Genomic DNA, 23,015 nt, shown 5'->3' with positions numbered 1-23,015 from the left:
AACGGGGAACCCGCCGCTCATGGCGGGCTCCCTCTGGACACGATTAGCGGAAGCTGCCGATCAGCGGCTTGACCGAGCTGATGCGCGACTTGTCGAGGAAGGCGCCCTGCCCGGTGTCGATGTCGGTCGGGGTCAGTCCGTACTTCTTGGACAGCGCGATCTGGGCGATCGGATAGTAGCCCTGAAGATAGGGCTGCTGGTCCATGGTCGCGAACATCGCGCCTGACTCCACCGCATTGACGATCTCGACCGCCAGGTCGAAGCCGCCGAAGGGGATGTCGACGCCAGCATCCTTGATCGCGCCCGCACCGACCGTCGAGGTCACCGAGCCCGTGCCGAACAGCGCCTTCACGTCCGGATTGGCGATGAGGAACTGCGCCATGATGTTCTGCGCCTCCGCCGGGTCGAGGCCGGCGCGCACCGTCTCCACCTTGATGCCGGCTTCCGCCATCGCCTTTTCGATGCCGCCGCCGCGCGCCACCGCGAAGCTCGCCTCGGGAATTTCGCGCGGGTTGAAGACGACGTCGCCGGACTTCAGGCCGAATTCCTTGATCATGCGGTTGCCGAGTTCATAGCCCGAGGCAAACTCGTTCATGCCGACATAGGCCTGGCGGCAATTGCCCTTGGCACCCTCCAGATCGTCATTGTTGAAACCGATGACGACAATGCCGGCCTTGACCGCCGCGCAGATGCTCTCGTCGAAGGCGTCCGAAGAGGAGATCGCGACGGCGATGCCGTCGACGCCGCTCGCCGTCGCGCTTTCGATCAGGTCGTTCTGGCGCACCGGATCGTTGTTGGCGTATTGCACGTCGAGATCGACGCCGAACTGGGCGGCCGCGTCTTGCGCGCCTTTCACCACGGGATTAAAGAACTGGACACTCGGATCGAGGTAGATGATCATCGTGGCCTTGACGTCTGCGGCAAGCGCCGTCGACGTCATCATGGTGGCAAGGCCCGCTGCCAGGGCGGCGGTTCTCAACCTGGTCAATTTCATTTGCGTATCCTCCCTTTGGATGTGCAATGCGGGTCCAAAAGACCCAAGTCTCGGCTGGCGGGCTCCGACCAAAGATCACGCCGGCCGAGATTTTCCTCCTCATGACTGCCCGACGGGCAGCCGGTTATGCGAACCACGGCGCAGGGCGCCCGAGCGTGACGTGCACGCCCTTGAACTGGGAATATTCGTCGAAGCCGTAGCGGCCGAGTTCCCGGCCGAGACCGCTCTTCTTGTAGCCGCCGATCGGCAGTTCCGGCGTGCCGTCGATCACGCTGTTGATCCAGCAGCGGCCGGCGCGGATGCGGCGGATGCTCTGCAGCGCGTTTTCGAGATTGGTCGACCAGACGCAGGCCGACAGGCCGAATTCGGTGGCGTTCGCCAGCGCCACGGCCTCGTCCGCCGTCTTGAAGGTCAAAGTCGAAAGCACCGGCCCGAAAATCTCCTCGCGGGCGATCGACATGTCGGGCGTGACGCCGGCGAAGACGGTCGGCGCGTAGTAGAGCCCGGCCTCCCTGCCGACCCTTTCACCGCCGAGCAACAGTTCTGCGCCAGAGGCGACGCCGGCCTCTACGTAGGAATGCACCTTTTGCGCATGCGCCTCCGAGATCATCGCGCCGATCTTGGTGCGCTCGTTCAGCGGATCGCCGAAGGTGACCTTGCGGGAAATATCGAGCAGCCGCTCCATCAAGGCATCGCGGATACCTTCCTCGACCAGCAGGCGGCTGCCGGAAATGCAGCACTGGCCGGCATTGTGGTAGACGCCGTAGGCGATGCCGTCCGCCGCCGCGTCGAGATCCGCATCGGCGAAGACGATCTGCGGTCCCTTGCCGCCGAGCTCCAGCCCGACGCGCTTGACGCTGCGCGCCGCGATCTCGCCGAGCTTCGTGCCGACCCGCACCGAGCCGGTGAAGGCGACCATGTCGACACCGGGATCTTCCGCCAGCACTTGCCCTGCCGGATCGCCATAGCCGGTGACGACGTTGAACACACCGTCGGGAATGCCGGCCTCGCGCGCCAGCTCCGCCATGCGGATCGACGTCCCGGACGTGAATTCCGACGGCTTCAGCACCACCGTGCAGCCGGCGCCGATCGCCCACGGCACGCGCTCGGAGGCGATGATGAAGGGGAAGTTCCAGGGCGTGATGATGCCGACGACGCCGACCGGCTCGCGCAGCACGAGGCCGAGGCGATCATCGCCGATATTGTTGTGGCTCTGGCCTTCCAGCGCGCGGGCCTGGCCGGCCGCATAGGACCAGAGGTCGGCGCAGAAACCGATCTCGCCGCGGGCCTGGGCGATCGGCTTGCCGACTTCCAGGCTCTCGGCGAGGGCGAGCTCTTCCTGATGGGCGAGGATCAGGTCCGCCACCTTGAACATCAGGCGCGAGCGCTCGGCACCCGACATGCGTGGCCAGGGGCCGGTGTCGAAGGCCCGGCGCGCCGCCGCGACCGCGAGGCGCACGTCATCTGCGGAAGCCTCCGGCCAGGTCCCGACAATTACACCCGCATGGCCAGGGCTCACGCGGTCGATCGTCTTGCCGGATGCGGCGTCGACGGACTTGCCATCGACAAGCATCTGATAGCGGGATTTAATATTCAGCCGCGGGTCACGGGAATCGGGTGCAATGAAATTGGACAGCAATATCGTCTTCCGGCCGGCAAGATGGCGCCAGCCCCTCCCTGTTGATCCGGTTTTGAGGCCACCGGATTTTTGTTGCGCATGAATTGTATGGTACTGTATGGTGGCTTCAAATGGATGTCAACGCATGACGGCGGTAAAAGACGTGAACCTTGAATCCCTGAAGATCGACACCGGCGAAACCGCGGCCGCGCAGGTGGAACGGGACCTGCGCGAATCCATCATCCGCCTGGAGCTCGCCCCCGGCATGCGGCTGTCCGAGCAGGAGATCGCAACCCGCATGGGCGTCTCGCGCCAGCCGGTGCGCGAGGCGCTGATCGCGCTCGGCAAGTCCAAGCTGGTCGATATCCGACCGAACCGCGGCACCGTCGTTGTCAGGATTTCCGCACGGCAGATGATGGAGGCCCGCTTCGTACGCGAGGCCATCGAGACCGCCGTCGCCCGGCGCGCCAGCGAAACCTTCGATGCCTGGACGCGGCGCAAGATCGACACGATCCTGGCCCGCCAGAAGGCGGCGATGGACGCGCACGACCACAATGCCTTCCGCCGCGAGGACGAGCAGTTCCATATCGCGATCGCGGAAGGCGCCGGCTGCGGCCTTGCCTGGAACGCCATCTCGGACATCAAGGCCCACATGGACCGCGTCTGCAACCTCCAGCTCCGCCATCCCGATTCCATGACGCGGCTGATTGCCGAGCACGAGGCGATCATCGCCGCCATCGACATGCGCAATGCCGACGCCGCCGCAACCGCCATGCGCAATCATCTCAACGGGATCCTCGCCGACCTGCCGCAGATCGAGGCCGACAACCCCGACCTTTTCGAATAGAGCAATCGGAGCATTTCCGCTTTTCCTCGAATCGAGAAAACGCTCCAACTCTTCGTTTCAACGCAATTCCGGACGCAAAACCGCTTCGCACTTTTGCTGGAATTGCCTTAGCGCCTGTCGACGGTCGCCGTTGTCTCGCGCACCACCAGCGGCCCATCGACCTTGATGGTCATGGGGCGCGTGTGCTTGCCGTGGATTGCCATGTCGATGAGGATTTCCGCAGCCTTCTGGCCCATCTCGTAGTTGGGCAGCACCAGTGTCGAGAGCGGCGGATGGGTGTAGCGCGCCAGCTCCTGGTCGTCGTAACCCATGACGGACAGGTCCTGCGGCACCCGAAGCCCTCTTTCCTGCGCCGCCTCCATGACGCCGATCGCCATCAGGTCGTTGCCGCAGAAGATCGCCGTCGGCGGATTGTCCATGGCAAGCAGGTCGAGGCCGGCCTCGTAGCCGCGTAGCGGCAGCCAGTCGCCGTCGCGCACAAGGCTCTCGTCGAAGGCGATGTCGGCCGTGGCGAGCGCCTGCTTGTAACCCTTCAGGCGGTCCATCGCAGCGTCCATCCAGGGCTCGCCGTTGATGAAGCCGATGCGCTTGTGGCCGAGCGCTGTCAGGTGCGCCGTCGCCGCAAAGCCTCCCGCCACCTCGCCCGGCACGATCGCCACATGCTGGCGCGGTTCGCAGTAGCAGTTGAGAAGCACGGTCGGGATGGATTTGAGCGCGGGCGGAACGGAAACCTTGCGCGTGAAGATCGTCGCGTAGATGACGCCGGCAATCGCGGGATCGCGCAGCACCGAGCGCAGCACCGCCTCTTCGAGATCGGGATTCGAACGCGTGGCGTGCGCGGAGACGAGCAGCCCCTGCTCGAACGCATAGTCGCGGATGCCGTCGAGGCTGACGACCGGATGCGGACTGGTGGAGATTTCGTCGACGATGAAGGCGATCGTGTCCTTCTCGACCGTGGGGGCGGCAGCCACCGGGCCGCGTGTCGCAGGCAGTTTATAACCTATTTTATGAGCAGCCTCGCGCACCTTCTGCTGCGTTTCCTGCGAGATGCGCGAACCGGACATAGCGTTGAGCACAAGCGAGACGCTGGACTGGGAGACCCCCGCAATGCGGGCGACATCCGTCATTGTCGGACGTCCGCTGCCCTGCTTGTCCGAATTGCGCCCGTTTCCCTTGGCCATGCGTCGTTCCTCGCCCCTCGGCGTGCTTTGCATCGCACGCGGATTTTTTGCAAGTGCTCATAATTTTGGCTCTTGACTGCTCATATTATTAGCGCAAGATTTGCCCATGTGAAGCAGGAATTTGCTCACGTCCGGTAGAGGAGCACCGGCCAGAACCTGGGAGGAGAACCCGCTCATGACCATGATTTCCCGTCGCACCTTCATGCTTGCGGCAACGGCCGTCGGCGCGCTTGCCGTGGCAGGCGCCGCGATCGCCGAGGTGCCCAAGCTGGCGCAGAAGGACACCTACAAGGTCGGCTTCGCGCAGACCGAATCCAACAATCCCTGGCGCATCGCCCAGACCAACAGCATGAAGGCCGAGGCCGAAAAACTCGGCTTCCAGCTCGTCTATACCGATGCTGCCGGCTCGGCCGCCAAGCAGGTTGCCGACGTCAACTCGATGATCGCCCAGGGCGTCGACGTCATCTTCCTGGCACCGCGCGAGGAAAAACCGCTGATCCCGGCCGTCATGGCCGCCAAGAAGGCCGGGATTCCGGTCATCCTGCTCGACCGCTCGGTCGACCCGTCGCTCGCCAAGGCCGGCGAGGATTACCTGACCTTCATCGGCTCGAACTTCGTCGAGGAAGGCAGGCGCATCGCCGAATGGCTGGTGAAGAACGCCAACGGCAAGTCGAAGATCATCGAACTGGAAGGCACGACCGGTTCCTCGCCCGCCAACGACCGCAAGAAGGGCTTCGACGAGGCGATCCAGGCCGCCGGCGGCTTCGAGATCGTCGCCTCGCAGACCGGCGACTTCGCCCGCGACAAGGGCCGCCAGGTCGCCGAAGCCCTGCTCCAGGCGCACCCGGATGCCGACATCATCTACGCGCACAACGACGAAATGGCGATGGGCGCCATCGCCGCGCTGGAAGCGGCAGGCAAGGTGCCGGGCAAGGATGTGCTCGTGCTCTCCATCGACGGCGGCAAGGAAGCCGTCCAAGCGGTCGTCGACGGCAAGATCGCCGCGGTTGTCGAGTGCAACCCGCGCTTCGGGCCCAAGGCTTTCGAGACGATGATACGCTACGCCAAGGGCGAGGCGATCGATCCGATCCTCGTCAACGAAGACAAGTTCTACGACGCGTCCAACGCGGCCGCAGAACTCGCCAACGCCTACTGATCGCATCTCCCAAGCACTTTGCGGCCGGGGCGGCTCTACCGTCTCGGCCGTTTTTTGAACGGGCCTGACCTTGCGCTTGTTCAGGTGTAGGCTTGGAAGGCCCGCCCGAAGGGCGGATAGAGGAGGACCCCATGCTTCTGTCCATGCAGGGCATTTCCAAGGCGTTTGCCGGCGTGGCGGCGCTGAACGCCGCCTCGATCGAGGTCGAGCCGGCGGAGGTCATGGCGCTTGTCGGCCAGAACGGCGCGGGCAAGTCGACGCTGATCAAGATCCTCACCGGCGTCTACCGCCGCGACGAAGGCAGCATCGCCTTCGCCGGCAAGGAGGTCGATTTCGCCATGCCGGCCGAAGCGCAGGCCGCCGGCATCGCGACGATCTATCAGGAGATCAATCTCGCGCCGCAGCGTTCCGTGGCGGAGAACATCCACCTGTCGCGCGAGCCGAAACGCTTCGGCATGATCGACCATGCCGCCATGCGACGCGGCGCCGAAGCGGTGCTGGCGACCTTCAACCTGTCCATCGACGTCGACCGCCCCGTCGCGCATTTCGATGCCGCAACCCGGCAGATGGTGGCCATCGCCCGCGCGGCGACGCAGAACGCCCGTCTCGTCATCATGGACGAGCCGACCTCCTCGCTCGACGAGCGCGAGGTCGCGGTGCTCTTCGAGACGATCCGCACGCTGAAGCGTTCGGGCGTCGCCGTCATTTTCATCGGCCACCGGCTCGACGAACTCTATGCGATCTGCGACCGCGTGACGATCATGCGGGACGGCCAGACGGTGGCGAAGAGCCCGATGGCGGACATGCCGAAGATGGCCCTGGTGCGCCACATGCTCGGCAAGGAGCTCGCCGCCTTACAGGCGCTGGCACCCGACCGGGAAACACCGGAAAGGCCCGTTCGCCTCGCAATCGAAAACGCCGGCGCCGGCGTGCGCGTGCGCGACGTCAGCCTCACGGTGCGCGAAGGCGAGATATCCGGCCTTGCCGGCCTGCTCGGTTCCGGTCGCACGGAGACGGCGCGCCTCATCTTCGGTGCGGACAAGATGCAGCGCGGCACCCTGCGCATGGAGGGCCGGGAGCGCAGCTACCGCGAGCCGGCGGATGCCATCGCCGATGGCATCGGCCTCGTCTCCGAGGACCGCAAGATAGACGGTATCGTGCCGGATATGAGCATCCGCGAGAACATGACGCTCGCCCTTCTGCCAAAGCTGAAGAAGGCCGGCATCGTCGACCGCGCCCGGCAGGACGAAATCGTCACGCGGTACATCCGGGCGCTCGGCATCAAATGCGCCTCGCCCGACCAGCCGATCAAGGAGCTCTCGGGCGGCAACCAGCAAAAGGTTCTGCTCGCCCGGTGGCTGGCGACGGACCCGCGCGTGCTCATCGTCGACGAGCCGACCCGCGGCATCGACATCGGCGCCAAGTCGGAAATCCTCAAGCTCCTGCGCCGCCTTGCCGACGAGGGATTGAGCGTGCTGATGATCTCCTCGGAACTCGAAGAGCTTCTTGCCGCCGCAGACCGGGTGACGGTGCTCAGCGACGGCACGTCGGTGGCGGCCCTGCCGCGCAAGGACTTGACCGAGGCGGCGCTGCTTTCCGCCATGGCCCATCAGGTGGAATGACATGACGACGATCGAGACTCCCGTTCCCCAGCCCTCCGGCACGCTTTCGCCCGGCAGCCGGCTGTTCACGCTGGCGAGCCGCTACGGCACCTTCGTCGCCTTCCTGGCGCTCATCGCCTTCAATATCGCGGTGACGCCGAACTTCCTGTCCCTGCAGACGCTCAACGTGAACCTCACGCAGGTAGCCACCATCGTCATCGTGGCGACCGGCATGACGCTCGTCATCGCCACCGGCGGCATCGATCTTTCGGTCGGTTCGCTGATGGCGATCTCGGGAGCATTGGCGCCGATGATCTTCATGGGCCAGTTCTGGCAGGTCGAGAACATGGCCTTCGCCGTGGCGCTCGCCATCCTCATCCCGGTCGCGGTCGCCAGCCTGTTCGGTCTGTTCAACGGGCTGCTGGTCACGCGCTTTTCCATCCAGCCGATCATCGCGACACTTGTGCTGTTCATCGCCGGGCGCGGCATCGCGCAGGTCATGACCAACGGCAATCTTCAGGTCTTCAAGAACGAAGGCTTCCAGTTCATCGCCATGGGCCGCATCGCCGGCATTCCGGCGCAGGTCGTGCTGATGATCCTCATCGTCATCCTCGCCTCCGCCATGATCCGCTACACCGTCATCGGCCGCCAGATCATCGCCGTCGGCGGCAACGAGAAGGCGGCGCGGCTGACCGGTGTGCCAGTCAAGCGCGTCAAGCTTCTCGTCTACATGATCAGTGGGGCGCTGGCCGGCCTCGCCGGCCTCGTCGTGGTCGCGCGCAATTCGGCGAGCGACGCCAATCTCGTCGGCCTCGGCATGGAACTCGACGCCATCGCCGCCGTCGCGGTGGGCGGAACCCTCCTGACAGGCGGACGGGCCAACATCGTCGGCACCGTGCTCGGCGCCTTCGTCATCCAGCTCGTGCGCTACACGCTGCTGGCCAATGGCGTGCCGGATGCGGCAGCGCTCATCGTCAAGGCGGGGCTGATCGTGCTCGCCGTCTTCATCCAGCAGCGCGCCGACAAGCGTTGAGGAGACCATCCATGTCCACGCTCCTGCGCCCGTTCGCCATCAAGTCCTCCGGTGATCTCGCCCGGCTCGGCGTCATCCTCGCGCTGTTCGGCCTTATCCTCTTCGGGGCGCTGCGCTACGACAATTTCGTGTCGTCCTACAACATCCTCTCGTTCCTGCGCTACAACTCCATGTTCGCGCTGATCGCGCTCGGCATGGCCTTCGTCATCATCACCGGCGGCATCGACCTTTCCGTCGGCGGCACGGCGGCGATGGCGAGCGTGGTTGCCGCCCTGTGCTCCCCCTATCACTGGGCAGCCGGGCTTCTCGGCGGCATCGCGGCGGGTCTTGCCGTCGGCGCGCTCAACGGCTTCATCATCACGAAGATGCGCATCCAGCCTTTCATCGCCACGCTGGCGACGATGCTGGCCGCCTACGGCACCGGGCTGCTGCTCGCCAACAACCAGTCGGTCTCCGTCTCCTATGACACCGGCTTTACCGTGATCGGCCAGGACGATTTCCTCGGCTTTCCCATTCCCGCCTGGATCGCGCTCGCCGTCTACGTCCTCGGCTGGCTGGTGCTCGAAAAACTGCCCGTCGGGCGCCACATCCTGGCGATCGGAGACGGCGAGGCCACGGCCGGGCTGATGGGCCTCAAGGTCGAGCGCACGCTCGCCGCCGTCTATCTCGCCTCCGGCGCGCTCGCCGGCCTCGCCGGCGTCATCCTCGCCTCGCAGTTCGGCGCCGGCCAGCCGACGGAGGGCGTGGGCTGGGAGCTCTTCGCCATCGCTTCCGTCGTGGTGGGCGGCACGCTGCTGACGGGCGGCTCGGGCTCCGTCGGCGCGACGCTCGCCGGCGCCCTCCTGCTCGCCATGGTCTTCAACATCCTGAACTTCGAAAATGGCCTCGGCTGGATCTCGCTGTCCGCCTACTGGCAGTCCGTCATCCGCGGCACGTTCCTGCTCATCGTGGTGGTTCTGCAGGCGAAGCTGATGGCACGGCACAACGCCCCCTGATGCCGGTACCGGCAGACACATGAAAGCGGGGGCATGGCACGAGCGGCGCTTCCGGCGCCGTCCTGACGGCCGGTCGCCTTTCACGCATGGTCGAGGGCGTTCCCCCTGTGGGCGGCGATGTGGTCGGTCTTGTCGCTCTTGATCTCGTATTGCGGATCGTCGGGCGTGGCGCGGTGGGTGTGGCCCTTGTAGTCGAAGTCGCTGGTGTGGATGGCGATGATGGTGCCCGACACATGGCCGGCCTCCGAATTCCAGGTGACGTGATCGCCGATTGCAAAGCGTCTGCTCATTGCGGTCTCCTTTCCTGCCGTTCAACGCCGGTGCCGGTGATCAGGCGGGCACTGCGCTGGCCGGTCGAATAGATCCACAGCCAGCTAAGGGCGACGGCGAGACGGTTGCGCAAGCCGATCAGGAAGTAGACATGGGCGATGCCCCAGGTCCACCAGGCAAGCCGGCCCTTGAGCTTGATCCAGCCGAGGTCGACGATGGCGGCCCACTTGCCGATGGTGGCGAGATTGCCGTCGTTGCGATAGGCGAAGGGCTTTGGCGGCGGCTTTCCCTCGCGGCGCGCGCGGATGACGCCGGCCACGTAGCGGCCTTCCTGCTTCGCCGCAGGCGCAATGCCCGGCACCGTCCTGCCCTCCCCGACCGACACATGGGCCGTATCGCCGATCGCAAAGATATCCGGAAAGCCCGGGACGGAGAGGTCCGGCGCGACGATGACCCGCCCGGCGCGGTCGGCCGGCGCCTGCAACCATTCGGCGGCCGGCGAAGCGGCAACGCCCGCCGCCCACAGGATGGTCGCGGCAGGCAGGAACTCGCCGCCGAGCGCGATGCCGTCCGCGCTGCATTCGGAGACGGCGTGGCCCGTGCGCACCTCGACGCCGAGACGGGCGAGCGCCTGCTCGGCATAGGCCGAAAGGTCCTCGGTGAAGGCCGAGAGGATACGCGGCCCGGCCTCGACGAGCACCACGCGCGCCTCGCGCGTGTCGATATGGCGGAAATCGCGGCGCAGCGTCTCGTGGGCCAGCTCGGCGATGGTGCCGGCGAGTTCCACGCCGGTCGGGCCGGCACCGATGATGGCGAAGGTCAGGAGGCGGCGGCGCTCCTCGGCGTCCGTCTGCCATTCCGCCCGCTCGAAGGCGGAGAGGATGCGCCGGCGGATCGTCGTCGCGTCCTCCAGCGTCTTGAGCCCCGGCGCATGGGGCTCCCACTCGTCATGGCCGAAATAGGCATGGCGTGCGCCGGTGGCGAGGATCAGCGTGTCGTAGGAAACCCGCCGCCCGTCCTCAAGCAGCACGGCCTTTCCCGCCGCATCGACGCCGGTGGCCGCGCCCAGCAGCGTGGTCGCGTTCCGGTAGCGCCGCAGAAGCGAGCGGATCGGCCAGGCGATCTCCGAAAGGGCGAGCGAGGCCGTCGCCGCCTGGTAGAGCAAGGGCTGGAACAGGTGATGGTTGCGCCGGTCGAGCACCGTGATACGGAACGGACCAGCCGCCAGATGGCGCGCCGCCTCCAGCCCGCCGAAACCGCCACCGACGATGACGACGTGGTGATCGTCGCTTGCCGCCACGCCAACCTCCTTTCGTCCTGTCACTCCGGCGAAAGCGCCACGGCCGCTTCCGTCGTCAGCGTGCGGAAGGTGAAGCTCTCCTGCACGTAGAGGTCGACGGTGGTCGCGGAATGGCCGAGATAGCCGATGGAAAAATCCTGACCGACGGTCAGTTCGAAATCGCCGCCGCGCAACGACAGGACGAGGCCGCCCTCGATGGCCGGCGCCCAGATGATGCCGCCGTCGACGATGCGCTCGATATGGTGGAAGACCGGATAGCCGTCGTCGCTGCCCCCGCTCGCGGCCATGTAGGCATCGCCGCCGAGCACGAGCGCATAAGGGCCTTCGACGCCGGCAAGCCGGAGCCGGCCGACCGCGCGCGCCACCGCGTCCGAATAGCGCTTCACGCCTTGCGGCAACGGTACGGCAGGATTGCTCGCCGCAGCGCGGATGCCCTCGATGCCGGCGGCCGCATAGCCGTCGAACACGGCGCGGTCCTCGGCGAAGGCGATCTTCTGCATCGCCTCCTTGACGGGCGACCAGTCGCTGTCGAGCGCGCCGCGCTCCACATCGTCGACTGCGTTGCGCGAGAGCTGGAAGGGCACACGCAGCTCGACGAGCGCCTTGACATCGCGCCTCACCGACTGCACGCCTTCGGCCGGCGGCGCGATCGGCATGACATGACCGGTGCCGACCGCCGAAAGGCCGAGGCCCGCCGGGCCGACCATGTCGACGACCCGCCGGGCGGCAAGATGGCGCTTGAGCGTGCGCGCCGCCTCTTCCTCGATTTCCGTCCAGGCTGCCTCGGAAACGGGCGCGAGTTCACGGTGCAGGTTATTCATGGGTAACCCCTTTCCTGAGAGAGCCTATGCCGAGCGATCCGTCGCTGCGCGATGGCGGCTGGTCCGTCGCCGCAGGCGCCGCCGCTGCGGTATCGGACGTCACCGCGTCGAGGAACGAGGCGGAGGGAACGAAGAACAGCGTTCCGGTGACGGCGCGGCTGAAGTCGAGCAGCCGGTCGTAATTGCCCGGCGGGCGGCCGATGAACATGTTCTCCAGCATCATCTCGATGCGCCGCGGCGAGCGCGCATAGCCGATGAAATAGGTGCCGAACTCGCCCTTACCGACATCGCCGAAGGGCATGTTGTCGCGCAGGATCTCCAACGGCTCGCCGTTCTCCTCGATGGAGGTGAGGACATTATGGGCATAGCTCGGCTTGGCGGCGTCGTCGAGCTCGATGTCGGAAAGCTTCTCGCGACCGATGATCCTCTCCTGCTCGGCGACCGGCACGCGGTTCCAGGCCGCAAGGTCGTGCAGGTATTTCTGCACGATCACATAGCTGCCGCCGGTAAAATCCGGATCTTCCGCACCGATGATCGTGGCGGCCGCGGCGGCCGCATCCACGGGATTTTCCGTGCCGTCGACGAAGCCGATGAGATCGCGGTCGTCGAAATAGCTGAAGCCGTGCACCTCGTCCTCGGTCGCAACGAAGCCCGCCAGCCGGCGCATGATCTGGGTCGCCAGCTCGAAGCAGAGGTCCATGCGCGTGGCGCGGATATGGAAGAGGAGATCGCCGGGCGTGGCGACGGCATGGTGCTGCCCGCGGATTTCGCGGAAAGGATGGAGATCCTTCGGGCGCGGCGTGCCGAAGAGACGGTCCCAGGCATCCGAACCGATGCCGAGCACGCAGGAAAGCCCGCCTTCGAGATCGCGGAAGCCGACGGCACGCAAGAGGCCGGAAAGATCGGCGCAGAGCGTTTTCACCGCGCCCTCGGCTTCGCGGCCGGGCGCAAGCGTCACGACAAGGAAGATGGCCGCGCGCGTCAGCCGCGCCGCGACCGGCTGCGGGACGACGGAGGGTAAGACTGCATCCATGCTCAATCCATGTCGCGGAAGGCGTGCCCGTTCGCCTCGACGGCCTTCACCACGTCGGAAGGTAGCGAGTCTTTTTCCGCCGTGCCATCGAAAATCCAGTCCTTCGCATCGGCAATGTCGGGCAGACCCGCACCGGCGCGCACATAGAGGCCGATCGCCGGCTTCTCGGGATTGAGATAGAGGTCGTAGTTTTCCATGGCAGGCACCTTGCGCTGAAGGAGAAACGGGCCGGCTGGAGGAGAGCCGGCCCGTTGCCGGTCAGAGGTCGACCGGACGGCCGGATTTTTCCTCTTCCAGCGTGACGGCGATATCGGCATTGGCCGACAGGCGCACCTTGTCGCCCTCGACGCCCGCCACGAAGCCCATCTCGATATAGTGGTGGTGGCCTTCATGACGGCCGAAGCTGTCGCTCTTCTTCAATTTGATGCGGTTGCCTTCCACGCGGTCGACAGTGCCCACATGCACGCCGTCGGCGCCGATGACTTCCATGTTTTCCCTGACCTTGTCGCTCATGCTGCTTCTCCCTTGGGTTGAAGTGGGTCAAACCGTGTCGAACGCGTCCTCAACGACGAATTCCGGTTTCCTGCCGTTGAAGGTGATGTCGCCGTCGGCGGCGGAGGTTGCAGATGCCGGGCTCGTCGACGACCAGGATCGAGGCCTGGGCCAGCCATGGCCCGAATTCCGCAAGGCCGGGCGGTTCCGTCGTGCTTCGGTTCTGCCCCATCATCCTGTCCTTTCCGTTTTGCATGACGATCCGCCGTCAGACGTCCGCCTTGCCCATTTCCCGCCGCAGCTCCGCGAGCGCCCGGCGCATGCCGTGCAACTGGTCCATGAGATGCAGGATCACGTCGATGCCCGCCTCGTTCGCGCCGATGCCGGACTGCAGCTCGCCGATCAGCCGCGCCCGGGCGACGTCGATCTCCCGGAAGCGCAGGCCGGACGGCGTCCTCTCCGGCACCAGCCATTCCTGCTCGATCCACAACTCCAGCACCTGCATCTTGAGGCCGGAGGATTTCAGGAATTCCTCTCTGGTCATGGCCATGATCAGCCCTCCTCGCGCGGATTGAACGACTTGCCCTTTTCCCAGCCGGCAACAAAGGCTTCAAGCTCGGGATCGGGCTTGTTCGGCAGGACGACCTTCAGCTTGACGAACTGGTCGCCGAAACCGCCGCCGCGTTTCGGGGCACCCTTGCCCTTCAGCCGCAGCGTCGTGCCGGTGTTGGAGCCCTTCGGCACGGCCATGGTCACGGCACCGGTCGCCGTCGGAACACGCACGCGCCCGCCGAGCACCGCCTCGCTCAGGGAGACGGGCAGCTCGATCGTGATGTCGTCGCCATCGCGGGCAAAGCGCGGATCGGGCAGGACCTCCACCTCGATCAGCGCGTCGCCCGGCCCGCCGGTGCCGAAGCCCGGCGCGCCCTTGCCCTTGAGGCGGATCGTCTGGCCGCTGACGAGGCCCGGCGGGATCTTCACGTCCAGCGTGCCGCCATCCGGCAGGGTGATGCGCCGCGTCGCCCCGGCGATGGAATCGGCAAAGCCGATCTCCAGCCGGTAGTGCATGTCCTCGCCGCGACGGTTCGCCCGCCCCCTCTGGCTGCGGCGCAGGAGGTCGGCGAAGATGTCGTCGCTGTCCATGAAGTCGGCATAGCCGGAGGCATCCGCGTAAGGGTGCTCCGCCTGCGCGCCGGCATAGTCGCGGTAGTAGTTCTGGCGCGGCGGACGTTCGGCGCCGGAGGCATCGATCTCACCGGCATCGAAGCGCTTGCGCTTGTCGGCATCGCCAAGAAGATCGTAGGCGCCAGCGACCTCCTTGAACTTTTCCTCCGCCGCCTTGTCGCCCGGGTTGAGGTCCGGGTGCAGTTTCTTGGCGAGCTTTCGGTAGGCACTCTGTATCTCGGCCGCCGTCGCGGTGGACGGCACGCCGAGAACCTCATAGGGATTTTTCACGACGGGCTCCGGAAATCATTGAACTGCAATATATATGTGGCTGCGACCGGTATCCGGCAACGCGGCTTCATGCCCCGTTGCCGAATTTTCGCTGCGGCCCTCCGTCTTCCGTCGGCGCGGACGCCGCAGCACCGGGAGAGACGGAAGACTGCGCCAATGCCGCGGCCTTCTCCTCCAGCGCCGTTGCCTTCTTACGGATCACGGCGGCATCCTCGCCGCCCGGCGCATCGCGCACGGCCGCCGCTGCGTTTTCATCCAGCGGCGATCAGAGCCTCGACCGTTTCTTTTGCGCCCTGAGGCGCGGGTTGGGCAACCGGACTACCGGTTGCGGCGAGGACCTCGGCGAAAGCCTTATTTTAAGCCGAACCCTTATGCTGCTGACTTCAGCTTGACCGAACCTGAGCCGGTACCGAGATGGTATCCTGTTGCTTTGCAATACCAACCAGCCATTTGTGGAACCTCTGGCCGAACGGCTTTTCGAGGGCGGTCCTGTCCCACGCCAGATAGTAGCTTTCGGGCAGCTTCATGCGAATATCGAACGGAACCACCAGACTGCCGGCAGCGACCTCGTCCTGCACCATGGAAACTTGTGCGAGAACGAATCCCCTGCCATTGGCGGCGGCGTCGATGGCACTGCTCGACAAGGTGAAGGAAAGGCCGGAAAACGTCTGCCGGCCATCGGCATCGATCAAGCTGGCCCAGTCCTTCCATTGCGGGGAAGCCTTGTAGTCCGCTTCCCATTCCACATTGAGCAGCGGGAACTTGAGGATGTCCTGCGGACAGTCGAGAACGCGATTTGCGATGAGCGCGGGCGAACAGACCGGCACGACCCAGTCGGTGAACAGAGTGGCGACGTGTTCGTGGGCATAAGAGCGCCGACCATAGGTGATGCGGAAATCCACCTGCTCAATGCCGATACGCGGCTCTTCGTCCTGCCCGAGGATGCGTACATTCGATTCCGGACAGAGGGACTGCCAGTCGAAGATTTTGCGGCTGACCCACCTGCTGGCAACCGACGTCAAGGCGCTGAGGACGATGCCGGTCTCGTTCCTCGCACGCGTCAGAACGTTGGCGGCATGGGAAAGCTGCTGAAAACCCTTCGCCACCTCGCGGTAATACAGCCGCCCCCATGACGACAGCTCGACGCGCCGCCCCCGCCGCTCCAGGAGCGTCAAGCCGAGACATTGCTCCAGGTTTCGCACCAACTGGCTGACCGCCCCGGGCGATACTCCGAGATCGGCAGCAGCGGCGCTGACCGAGCCACATCGCCCGATCGCCTCAAAGGCTTGCAGGCCGCGCAAGGACGGGTTCGGCATGGCAGGTCCCTCCAGGACAGGTCGTTCCAATTTAGAATTTCTAAAAAAGAACGCAGGCGCTGGCAACTTGTTGGCACGCGAAAAACGACAAACACTCGCTTAGCAAAACGCAAGGAGAGCGAGATGTTTCTCAAGAATGCCTGGTACGTCGCAGCCTGGGACCATGAGGTCGACCGCGCGCTGAAACCCGTCACGATCCTCGGCGAAAACATCGTCCTTTACCGCAAGCAGGACGGAGGCGCGGCGGCGCTCGAAGATGCCTGTCCCCATCGCAAGCTGCCGCTCTCCATGGGCCGCATCAAGGGCGACGACGTGGAATGCGGCTATCACGGCCTGACCTTCGACTGTTCCGGCACCTGCACGCGGGTTCCCGGCGCCGAGCGCATCCCCCATGTCGCCAGGGTGCGTTCCTATCCCGTCCACGAGCGCTACGGCCTGCTCTGGATCTGGATGGGGGATGCCGACAAGGCGGACCCGAAGGACATTTTCGAGGTCGAGTATTTCGACGACCCGTCCTGGGGCATCAATCGCGGCGAGTCCATGACGCTCAACTGCAACTACCTCTACATGACGGACAACCTGCTCGATCCCTCGCATGTCGCCTGGGTCCACCAGTCCTCCTTCGCAAGCTCCGCCTGCGAGGAAACGCCGCTCCAGACGACCGTGAAGGACGACGGCGTGACCGTCTGGCGCTGGATGATCGATTCGGAGCCGGCACCGTTCTACGCGCCCTTCCTGCAGTTCGAGGGCAACACCGACCGCAAGCAGCACTACGAGGTGCGCTATCCGAGCAACGCCATCATCAAGGCGATCTTCGCACCCGCCCATACCGGCGGCGAAGGCCGCGTGCTGCCGGAAAACACATTCCTCATGGACAGCTACAACTTCATGACGCCGGTCGATGAGAACCGGACGAAGTACTACTGGTTCCAGATGCGCAACTTCGCGCCCGACGATGCCAAAGTTTCGGAAAGCTTCGCCAAATCCGTCCGCGGCGCCTTCGAGGAGGACCGCATCGTGCTGGAGGCGGTCCATCAGGGGATGGCCAACATGCAGACGCCGAACCTCGACCTGAAGATCGACGTCGGCCCGATGCGCTTCCGCCGCAAGCTGGCCCAGCTGATTGCCGCCGAGGCGCAGACCGGCACGACCAGCGAAGCGGCCGAATAAGGATCGATCCAGATGCTCGATGCCGCGGCCTCGCGCTTCCGCCCCTTCGCAATCGTCTCGAAGGTGCGCGAAAGCGCCACCATCACGTCTTTCCGCCTCGCCCCTCTGGAGCGGCAGCATTGGCGGCCGTTCGAGGCGGGACAGTTCCTCACGATGCGCGTTCCCGACCGCAAGGGAGGACATGTCCTGCGCAACTACACGGTCTCCTCCTCCCCGCGCGAGGCGGGCACGTACCGGATCACCGTGAAGCGCGAGGCCGCGCCGGCGCAGGACGTTCCGCAGGGCCTGAGCTCCTGCTGGCTGCATGACGAGATCGAGCCCGGCGCCATCGTCGAGATCGACCCGCCGCGCGGCGCCTTCAAGCTCGATGTCGCAAGCGGCCGGCCCGTCGTGCTGCTGTCGGGCGGTGTCGGGCTGACGCCGACGGTCTCGATGCTGGATGTGCTGGCGCGGGAAAGCGACCGACCCGTCTGGTTCATCCATGCCTGCGACAGCGCGGCGGTCCATGCGCTGCGCGAGGAGGTCGAGCACCTGGCGAGCCTCAGGCCCGGCATTGCCGTGCACTTCTGCTACCGTTTCGCGGCGGACGACGATCTCGATGCGATGCGGTGCCATTCGGCGGGCTTCCTGACGCGCGCCACGCTCCAGCGTCTCCTGCCGCTCGACGACTACGACATCTACATGTGCGGCCCACCTCCCTTCATGCAGGCGCTCTACGGCATCCTAACCGGCCTCGGCGTGCGCAAGGAGCGCATCGCCTACGAATTCTTCGGCCCGGCGAGCCTGTTGTCGGAGGCCGGGCAGCCGGCGCCGCGCCCCGTGGCGCCGCCCGTCGCCGGCCATGCCGCCGAAGGGGACGGCTTGCGCATCGTCCTCCAGAAGTCCGGGCGAAGCCTTGCCTGGGACGGAACGAGCCAATCCATCCTCGCCTTCCTGGAGGCGCAGGGCATCGAGCCCGAATTCTCCTGCCGGGCGGGGGTTTGCGGGACCTGCGAGCACGGCCTCGTCTCGGGCGAGGTCGATTATTTCGAGGAGCCGCTCGACGTGATGCCGGACGATCGGGTGCTGCTGTGCTGTACCCGGCCGAAATCCTCGATCGTGCTCGATCTCTGAGCGCTGCGAACAAGAGGCTGCGGCCTGAACCAGGGGTGCCCAGTCCCCCGAAGGAGAACCCGTGACGAAAATGCCCCGTGACGCAATCCCGCTCGATCCGCATATCGCCGGCCTCGATCCCTCGCGCTACGGCGACCCGGCCTGCACGGCCCTGCGCGCGGCGCTCGGCGTTCCGCCTGCGGCGTCCCTCGAACCGAAACGAACAGGGGCCGGACAACGGTCCCGCGGGAGCGAACAATGAGCGCCAATGCCAGCCTGCACAAAGCCAACCGGGAGCCCCCTCGCATGTCGCCTTCAACGCCGTCCGGTCTCTTCGCCGGTGATTTTTCCGCCCTGCGCGCCCGGTTCCTTGCCACCGCGCGCACCGCGGGGGCCAGCCTGGTCGAATACCTGCACCCGCTGCACGGGCCTGATGGCGAGCGGCTCGCCACCGACGTCGCCTATCTCGGGCGCAACGACGCCCGCAAGCTCATGGTGCTGATTTCCGGCACGCACGGCGTCGAAGGTCCCTTCGGCTCGGCCTGCCAGACCGCATGGCTTTGCCAGAACGCTCCCTGGCAGCTCCCCGACGACACGGCCGTCCTCGCGATCCATCTCATCAACCCCTGGGGGACCGCCTGGTCGCGCCGGGTGAACGAGGACAATGTCGACCTCAACCGCAACTTCATCGACTGGCAGCAGGCCCCGCCGAGGAACGAGCGCTATGCCGCCCTGCACGACGCGCTCGTCTGTCCGGCCCTCGACGGTGCGGAGCGCGACGCGGCGACGGAGCGCTACGAGGCGGCCAAGCAGCGGTCCGGCGGCTATGCCGGCCTCGCCCCGGTCATCGAAGCCGGGCAGTACGATTTTCCCGACGGCCTGTTCTATGGCGGCGCCGGCCCCGTCTGGTCCAACCGCACGCTTGTCGACATCCTCTCCACCTTCGCGCAGCAGGCCGCCGAGGTCGTCGTCTTCGACCTACATACGGGGGCCGGTCCCTACGGCTATCCCGCGCTGCTCTCGGTCGCCGAAAGCGAGCATGCCGGGCTGGACTGGGGGCGGCGCATCTTCGGCCCCGCCCTCTCGGTCGTCGTCACCGACGCGAATGCGACGACGGATACCGGCATCGCCGCGACGGCGACCGGCTATGTCTCGGCTGCCGTGCGAAAGGCGCTGCCGAATGCCCGCATCCTGCCGCTCGTGGTCGAATGCGGAACGCTCGACGGCGCCGCCGTCTCCGATGCGGTCCAGGCGGACAACTGGCTCCACCTTTACGGCAAGGTCGATACGCCGCTCGGCGGCAGGATCAAGCAGACCCTGCGCGCCGCCTTCATCCCCGAAGATGCGGACTGGCAGCGCACCTGCCTGGAAACCGCTCTGCGCCACTTCGACCGCGCCTTCGCCGACCTCAAGGCCATCGGCGGGGTGGGGGTGGAAAAGCCGGTCCCCGCCGCCGCGGCCATTGCCGTCGTCGCCCATCGGGATGCCGTCGGCCCGAGGCTCCACGAGCGGCCGGCGATCGAGGTCCACGACATCCACAAGCGCTTCGGTCCGCTTGCCGTGCTCAATGGCGTCAGCGTCTCCGCACAGCCGGGCGAGGTCGTGTCGATGATCGGCTCCTCCGGCTCGGGCAAGAGCACGTTCCTGCGCTGCATCAACCTGCTCGAACAGCCGAACGACGGGCGCATCGTCATCGACGGCGAGGAGATCCGCATGAAGAAGGCGGCGGACGGCAGCGCCGTGCCGGCCGACATGCGGCAGGTCGAGCGCATCCGCTCGCGCGTCGGCATGGTGTTCCAGAACTTCAACCTCTGGCCGCACATGACCGTGCTCGAGAACATCATCGAGGCGCCGCTGCATGTGCTGAAGGAGGGGCGGCAGGCGGCCATCGACCACGCCCACGCCCTCCTGAAGAAGGTCGGCCTCTCCGAAAAGCACGCCCAGTATCCCGGCCAGCTCTCGGGCGGCCAGCAGCAGCGGGCCGCGATCGCCCGCACGCTCGCCATGCGCCCGAAGCTCATCCTGCTGGACGAACCGACCTCCGCGCTCGATCCCGAGCTCGTCGGCGAGGTCCTGCGGGTGATCCGGCAACTGGCCGAAGAAGGAAACACGATGATCCTCGTGACGCACGAAATGCAGTTCGCGCGCGAGGTCTCGCACAAGATCCTCCTCCTCCACCAGGGAAAGGTGGAGGAGGAGGGTGCCCCGGCGGATGTCTTCACCAATCCGCGCTCCGAACGCATGCGCCAGTTCCTGGCCCGGACGTTCTGACGGCCGCCGGCTCGACCCGCTCAATAACGATGCTCAACATGGGGAACCAAAACATGAAGCTGAAAAGTCTGCTGCTCACCACCTTCTTCGCCGCCGGCCTCACGGCGGCCCAGGCCGCCGAGGGCGAATTGTCGATCGGAACAGAGGGCGCCTATCCGCCGTGGAGCATGGCCGATGCGGCCGGCAACGTCACCGGCTTCGACGCCGATGTCGGAAACCTGCTCTGTGCCAAGCTGGAATTGAAGTGCCGGTTCGTCGTCCAGGCCTTCGACGGCCTCATCCCCGCCCTGAAGGCCACGCGCTTCGACGTCATCATCTCGGGCATGTCGATCACCGAGGACCGCAGGAAGGAGATAGACTTCTCCATCGGCTATGCCGAGCTTGCCAACATGTTCGTCGCGCCGAAGGGCTCCGATCTCGCCGGCATCGAGGACTTCGACAGCCTGATCAAGGCGCTCGACGGCAGGAAGGTCGGCGTGCAGGCCGGCACGACCCATGCCCATTACCTCGAGAAGAACGCGCCGAATGCCGACCTGAAGACCTACGACACGCTCGACCAGATGCAGATCGACCTGGCCAGCGGTCGTGTCGAGACGGCGTTTTCCGACGTCTCCGCCCTCGACGACTTTCTCGCCAAGCCCGAAGGCAAGGATTTCCAGCTTGTCGACGTCAAGATCGCCAGCTCTTCCGATCCGACGCTCGGCGAAGGCATCGGCGTGGGCATCGCTAAGGAAAACACCGACCTGAAGGCCCGCGTCGACAAGGCACTTTGTGAACTGGTCGCCGACGGCTCGATCGGCAAGGCGAGCGAGACCTGGTTCAAGACGGACATCTCCCGTCCCTGCCAGTAGCGCCGACACGGCGTCTCCCGGACGAGGACGGACGCAAGGCCGCTTCTTTCCGGGAGACGCCCCTCTGACAGGACAACAGACAGGTTTGGGCTGGTTCGATGGAACTTGGATTATGGCAGGTATGGGAGGGCGGCTGGATCGCCGCGATCCTGCGCGGCGCGGCGGTCACCATCGCCCTCGGGGTCGCGAGCATGGCCTTCGGCATCGTCATCGGCGTTGCCTGCGGCCTCATCAAGTGGGCGCGACTCTTTCCGCTGACGCTGGCCGTGGATTTCTACACGTCGATCGTGCGCGGCGTGCCGGAACTGCTGATCATCTATCTTCTCTTCTTTTCCTCCGTGGAGTTCGTGGCACAGGTCGCCGCCGCCTTCGGCTATGAGGGGCTGGCCGGCAACGGCTATGCCTTCGTCATCGCCGTCATCGCGATCGCGGCCATATCGGGCGCCTATTCGACCGAGGTCGTGCGCGGCGCGCTCGCCGCCATTCCCGGCGGCCATGTCGAGGCGGCGCGGGCGCTCGGCATTCCGGGCGGGCGCATCTTCCGCCGCATCATCGCGCCGCAGATGCTGCGCATCGCCGTGCCCGGCATGAACAATGTCTGGCAGACGACCATCAAGGACACGGCCCTCGTCTCCGTCGTCGGCCTGCAGGAACTGATGCGCGCCGCCTCCGTCGGGGCCGGATCCACCCGCAGCCCCTTCGTCTTCTACTTCATCGCCGCCGTCGTCTACCTCGCCATCACGCTGGTCAGCCAGGGTGGTTTCGACTGGATCGAGCGCCTTCTGCGCCCCCGTACGAGGAAATAGGCCATGGATCTGGACTTCATCCGCCTCGCCGTGCCGACCCTCGCCAAGGGATTGGGGCTGACCGCCCTCCTGACCCTCGCCTCGGTCGCCATCGGCTTCAATCTCGGGCTCGCGCTCGCCGTCATGCGCCTGTCGAAGAATCGCCTGGTCAGCGGCTTTGCCAAGGGCTACAGCACCGTCTTCCGGGGCACGCCGCTGCTGGTCCAGCTCTTCCTCTTCTACTACGGCCTCGGCCAGCTCGCCTTCGTGCGCGACAACCCCGTCCTCTGGTGGATCGTCGGCGACGGCGTCCATTGCGCCGTCATGGCGCTGGCACTCAACACGGCGGCCTACACGTCGGAGATCCTGCGCGGCGGCCTCATGTCCATCCCGGGCGGGCTCGTCGAGGCGGCGCAGGCCTGCGGCATGTCGCGGCTCCTCTGCTTTCGCCGGATCACGTTCCCCCTCGCCATAAGGCAGGCCCTGCCGGCCTATGGCAACGAACTCGTCCTCGTCGTCAAGGGAACGAGCCTCGCCTCCACGATCACCGTGCTGGAAATCACCGGCCACGCAAAGCGCCTGATGAGCCAGACCTTTGCGATCCTGGAGGTCTTCGCCATCGCCGGCGTGCTCTATCTGCTGATCAACCTCGTGCTGATCACCCTCGTCCGGCTCCTCGAAGCCCATCTCACGCGCTACCTGCCCCGGTAGGCCGAACATCCCGAACCACAGGA

At 65.8% G+C, this 23,015-nt stretch carries 25 protein-coding genes; 12 read left to right on the top strand and 13 right to left on the bottom strand.

The window, feature by feature from the left end:
- Positions 1-43 precede the first annotated feature (43 nt).
- Positions 44-994: a substrate-binding domain-containing protein gene (locus shn_RS23355; RefSeq protein ID WP_064332917.1), complete on the bottom strand. Its 951-nt coding sequence runs from the start codon at positions 992-994 to the stop codon at positions 44-46.
- Between the two features lie 124 nt (positions 995-1,118).
- Complete coding sequence (locus shn_RS23350) at positions 1,119-2,633, bottom strand: aldehyde dehydrogenase family protein (RefSeq protein WP_064332916.1); 1,515 nt, start codon at positions 2,631-2,633, stop codon at positions 1,119-1,121.
- 124 nt (positions 2,634-2,757) lie between these two features.
- On the opposite strand from shn_RS23350, the gene shn_RS23345 reads away from it, so the two are divergent.
- A complete protein-coding gene (locus shn_RS23345; RefSeq protein ID WP_064332915.1) occupies positions 2,758-3,459 on the top strand; it encodes a GntR family transcriptional regulator in 702 nt (233 codons plus the stop codon).
- A gap of 107 nt (positions 3,460-3,566) precedes the next feature.
- On the opposite strand, the gene shn_RS23340 is transcribed toward shn_RS23345, so the two are convergent.
- Complete coding sequence (locus shn_RS23340; protein ID WP_064332914.1) at positions 3,567-4,640, bottom strand: LacI family DNA-binding transcriptional regulator; 1,074 nt, start codon at positions 4,638-4,640, stop codon at positions 3,567-3,569.
- A 175-nt stretch (positions 4,641-4,815) separates the two neighbouring features.
- On the opposite strand from shn_RS23340, the gene shn_RS23335 reads away from it, so the two are divergent.
- The 4 genes from shn_RS23335 to shn_RS23320 all read left to right on the top strand — a co-directional run bounded on the left by shn_RS23335 (position 4,816) and on the right by shn_RS23320 (position 9,425).
- Positions 4,816-5,796 carry an ABC transporter substrate-binding protein gene (locus shn_RS23335; RefSeq protein ID WP_064332913.1) on the top strand — a complete coding sequence of 327 codons (981 nt, stop codon included), beginning with the start codon at positions 4,816-4,818 and terminating at the stop codon, positions 5,794-5,796.
- Positions 5,797-5,927: 131 nt separating this feature from the next.
- Positions 5,928-7,418, top strand: coding sequence for a sugar ABC transporter ATP-binding protein (locus shn_RS23330; RefSeq protein ID WP_064332912.1), 1,491 nt, complete (start codon positions 5,928-5,930; stop codon positions 7,416-7,418).
- 1 nt (position 7,419) lies between these two features.
- Positions 7,420-8,430 (top strand): ABC transporter permease, encoded by a 1,011-nt coding sequence (locus shn_RS23325; protein ID WP_064332911.1) that lies wholly within the window; start codon positions 7,420-7,422, stop codon positions 8,428-8,430.
- 11 nt (positions 8,431-8,441) lie between these two features.
- Positions 8,442-9,425: an ABC transporter permease gene (locus shn_RS23320; protein ID WP_064332910.1), complete on the top strand. Its 984-nt coding sequence runs from the start codon at positions 8,442-8,444 to the stop codon at positions 9,423-9,425.
- Positions 9,426-9,505: 80 nt separating this feature from the next.
- On the opposite strand, the gene shn_RS23315 is transcribed toward shn_RS23320, so the two are convergent.
- From shn_RS23315 to shn_RS23275, 10 genes are all read right to left on the bottom strand, one after another.
- Complete coding sequence (locus shn_RS23315) at positions 9,506-9,715, bottom strand: DUF2945 domain-containing protein (RefSeq protein ID WP_064332909.1); 210 nt, start codon at positions 9,713-9,715, stop codon at positions 9,506-9,508.
- On the bottom strand, positions 9,712-10,995 hold the full coding sequence (locus shn_RS23310) for an NAD(P)/FAD-dependent oxidoreductase (protein ID WP_064332908.1): 1,284 nt from the start codon (positions 10,993-10,995) through the stop codon (positions 9,712-9,714). Before shn_RS23310 ends, shn_RS23315 begins: the two co-directional genes overlap by 4 nt.
- 20 nt (positions 10,996-11,015) lie before the next feature.
- Complete coding sequence (locus shn_RS23305; RefSeq protein ID WP_064332907.1) at positions 11,016-11,816, bottom strand: family 1 encapsulin nanocompartment shell protein; 801 nt, start codon at positions 11,814-11,816, stop codon at positions 11,016-11,018.
- The gene (locus shn_RS23300; protein ID WP_064332906.1) at positions 11,809-12,849 is read right to left on the bottom strand and encodes a Dyp-type peroxidase; all 1,041 of its coding nucleotides are present in this window, start codon (positions 12,847-12,849) and stop codon (positions 11,809-11,811) included. The genes shn_RS23305 and shn_RS23300 overlap by 8 nt, the downstream gene beginning before the upstream one ends.
- A 2-nt stretch (positions 12,850-12,851) precedes the next feature.
- Complete coding sequence (locus tag shn_RS23295; RefSeq protein ID WP_064332905.1) at positions 12,852-13,046, bottom strand: hypothetical protein; 195 nt, start codon at positions 13,044-13,046, stop codon at positions 12,852-12,854.
- Between the two features lie 61 nt (positions 13,047-13,107).
- On the bottom strand, positions 13,108-13,362 hold the full coding sequence (locus shn_RS23290) for a DUF2171 domain-containing protein (protein WP_064332904.1): 255 nt from the start codon (positions 13,360-13,362) through the stop codon (positions 13,108-13,110).
- 49 nt (positions 13,363-13,411) lie between these two features.
- On the bottom strand, positions 13,412-13,576 hold the full coding sequence (locus tag shn_RS36530) for a hypothetical protein (RefSeq protein WP_168168959.1): 165 nt from the start codon (positions 13,574-13,576) through the stop codon (positions 13,412-13,414).
- 33 nt (positions 13,577-13,609) lie between these two features.
- On the bottom strand, positions 13,610-13,891 hold the full coding sequence (locus shn_RS23285) for a chaperone modulator CbpM (protein WP_371328618.1): 282 nt from the start codon (positions 13,889-13,891) through the stop codon (positions 13,610-13,612).
- 2 nt (positions 13,892-13,893) lie between these two features.
- Entirely contained in the window at positions 13,894-14,796 is a 903-nt protein-coding gene (locus shn_RS23280) for a DnaJ C-terminal domain-containing protein (RefSeq protein WP_064332903.1), read from the bottom strand.
- A gap of 383 nt (positions 14,797-15,179) precedes the next feature.
- Positions 15,180-16,112, bottom strand: coding sequence for a LysR family transcriptional regulator (locus shn_RS23275; RefSeq protein WP_064332902.1), 933 nt, complete (start codon positions 16,110-16,112; stop codon positions 15,180-15,182).
- Between the two features lie 123 nt (positions 16,113-16,235).
- On the opposite strand from shn_RS23275, the gene shn_RS23270 reads away from it, so the two are divergent.
- From shn_RS23270 to shn_RS23245, 7 genes are all read left to right on the top strand, one after another.
- Complete coding sequence (locus tag shn_RS23270; protein ID WP_064332901.1) at positions 16,236-17,282, top strand: aromatic ring-hydroxylating dioxygenase subunit alpha; 1,047 nt, start codon at positions 16,236-16,238, stop codon at positions 17,280-17,282.
- A gap of 12 nt (positions 17,283-17,294) precedes the next feature.
- Positions 17,295-18,395, top strand: a complete 1,101-nt coding sequence (locus shn_RS23265) for a 2Fe-2S iron-sulfur cluster-binding protein (RefSeq protein ID WP_064332900.1) — start codon at positions 17,295-17,297, stop codon at positions 18,393-18,395.
- Positions 18,396-18,465: 70 nt separating this feature from the next.
- On the top strand, positions 18,466-18,636 hold the full coding sequence (locus shn_RS35965; protein ID WP_206362238.1) for a hypothetical protein: 171 nt from the start codon (positions 18,466-18,468) through the stop codon (positions 18,634-18,636).
- A 44-nt stretch (positions 18,637-18,680) separates the two neighbouring features.
- Positions 18,681-20,645, top strand: a complete 1,965-nt coding sequence (locus shn_RS37535) for a DUF2817 domain-containing protein (RefSeq protein WP_084438392.1) — start codon at positions 18,681-18,683, stop codon at positions 20,643-20,645.
- Positions 20,646-20,698: 53 nt separating this feature from the next.
- Positions 20,699-21,496, top strand: coding sequence for a transporter substrate-binding domain-containing protein (locus shn_RS23255; RefSeq protein WP_064333263.1), 798 nt, complete (start codon positions 20,699-20,701; stop codon positions 21,494-21,496).
- Between the two features lie 98 nt (positions 21,497-21,594).
- Positions 21,595-22,302: an ABC transporter permease gene (locus shn_RS23250; protein ID WP_064332899.1), complete on the top strand. Its 708-nt coding sequence runs from the start codon at positions 21,595-21,597 to the stop codon at positions 22,300-22,302.
- A gap of 3 nt (positions 22,303-22,305) precedes the next feature.
- The gene (locus shn_RS23245) at positions 22,306-22,992 is read left to right on the top strand and encodes an ABC transporter permease (RefSeq protein WP_064332898.1); all 687 of its coding nucleotides are present in this window, start codon (positions 22,306-22,308) and stop codon (positions 22,990-22,992) included.
- Positions 22,993-23,015 lie beyond the last annotated feature (23 nt).

The sequence above is a fragment of the Shinella sp. HZN7 genome (assembly GCF_001652565.1).
In the GTDB taxonomy this organism is placed as follows: domain Bacteria; phylum Pseudomonadota; class Alphaproteobacteria; order Rhizobiales; family Rhizobiaceae; genus Shinella; species Shinella granuli.
Note: the sequence above shows the minus strand (reverse complement) of the source record. Positions and strands in the feature narration are given on the sequence as shown.

Bases quoted from the DNA above. Each gene is read 5' to 3' on its own strand.
- shn_RS23355 (WP_064332917.1), bottom strand. From the start codon at position 994: ATGAAATTGACCAGGTTGAGAACCGCCGCCCTGGCAGCGGGCCTTGCC.
- shn_RS23345 (WP_064332915.1), top strand. From the start codon at position 2,758: ATGACGGCGGTAAAAGACGTGAACCTTGAATCCCTGAAGATCGACACC.
- shn_RS23340 (WP_064332914.1), bottom strand. From the start codon at position 4,640: ATGGCCAAGGGAAACGGGCGCAATTCGGACAAGCAGGGCAGCGGACGT.
- shn_RS23335 (WP_064332913.1), top strand. From the start codon at position 4,816: ATGACCATGATTTCCCGTCGCACCTTCATGCTTGCGGCAACGGCCGTC.
- shn_RS23330 (WP_064332912.1), top strand. From the start codon at position 5,928: ATGCTTCTGTCCATGCAGGGCATTTCCAAGGCGTTTGCCGGCGTGGCG.
- shn_RS23325 (WP_064332911.1), top strand. From the start codon at position 7,420: ATGACGACGATCGAGACTCCCGTTCCCCAGCCCTCCGGCACGCTTTCG.
- shn_RS23320 (WP_064332910.1), top strand. From the start codon at position 8,442: ATGTCCACGCTCCTGCGCCCGTTCGCCATCAAGTCCTCCGGTGATCTC.
- shn_RS23315 (WP_064332909.1), bottom strand. From the start codon at position 9,715: ATGAGCAGACGCTTTGCAATCGGCGATCACGTCACCTGGAATTCGGAG.
- shn_RS23305 (WP_064332907.1), bottom strand. From the start codon at position 11,816: ATGAATAACCTGCACCGTGAACTCGCGCCCGTTTCCGAGGCAGCCTGG.
- shn_RS23300 (WP_064332906.1), bottom strand. From the start codon at position 12,849: ATGGATGCAGTCTTACCCTCCGTCGTCCCGCAGCCGGTCGCGGCGCGG.
- shn_RS23295 (WP_064332905.1), bottom strand. From the start codon at position 13,046: ATGGAAAACTACGACCTCTATCTCAATCCCGAGAAGCCGGCGATCGGC.
- shn_RS23290 (WP_064332904.1), bottom strand. From the start codon at position 13,362: ATGAGCGACAAGGTCAGGGAAAACATGGAAGTCATCGGCGCCGACGGC.
- shn_RS36530 (WP_168168959.1), bottom strand. From the start codon at position 13,576: ATGATGGGGCAGAACCGAAGCACGACGGAACCGCCCGGCCTTGCGGAA.
- shn_RS23285 (WP_371328618.1), bottom strand. From the start codon at position 13,891: ATGGCCATGACCAGAGAGGAATTCCTGAAATCCTCCGGCCTCAAGATG.
- shn_RS23275 (WP_064332902.1), bottom strand. From the start codon at position 16,112: ATGCCGAACCCGTCCTTGCGCGGCCTGCAAGCCTTTGAGGCGATCGGG.
- shn_RS23270 (WP_064332901.1), top strand. From the start codon at position 16,236: ATGTTTCTCAAGAATGCCTGGTACGTCGCAGCCTGGGACCATGAGGTC.
- shn_RS23265 (WP_064332900.1), top strand. From the start codon at position 17,295: ATGCTCGATGCCGCGGCCTCGCGCTTCCGCCCCTTCGCAATCGTCTCG.
- shn_RS35965 (WP_206362238.1), top strand. From the start codon at position 18,466: ATGCCCCGTGACGCAATCCCGCTCGATCCGCATATCGCCGGCCTCGAT.
- shn_RS37535 (WP_084438392.1), top strand. From the start codon at position 18,681: ATGTCGCCTTCAACGCCGTCCGGTCTCTTCGCCGGTGATTTTTCCGCC.
- shn_RS23255 (WP_064333263.1), top strand. From the start codon at position 20,699: ATGAAGCTGAAAAGTCTGCTGCTCACCACCTTCTTCGCCGCCGGCCTC.
- shn_RS23250 (WP_064332899.1), top strand. From the start codon at position 21,595: ATGGAACTTGGATTATGGCAGGTATGGGAGGGCGGCTGGATCGCCGCG.
- shn_RS23245 (WP_064332898.1), top strand. From the start codon at position 22,306: ATGGATCTGGACTTCATCCGCCTCGCCGTGCCGACCCTCGCCAAGGGA.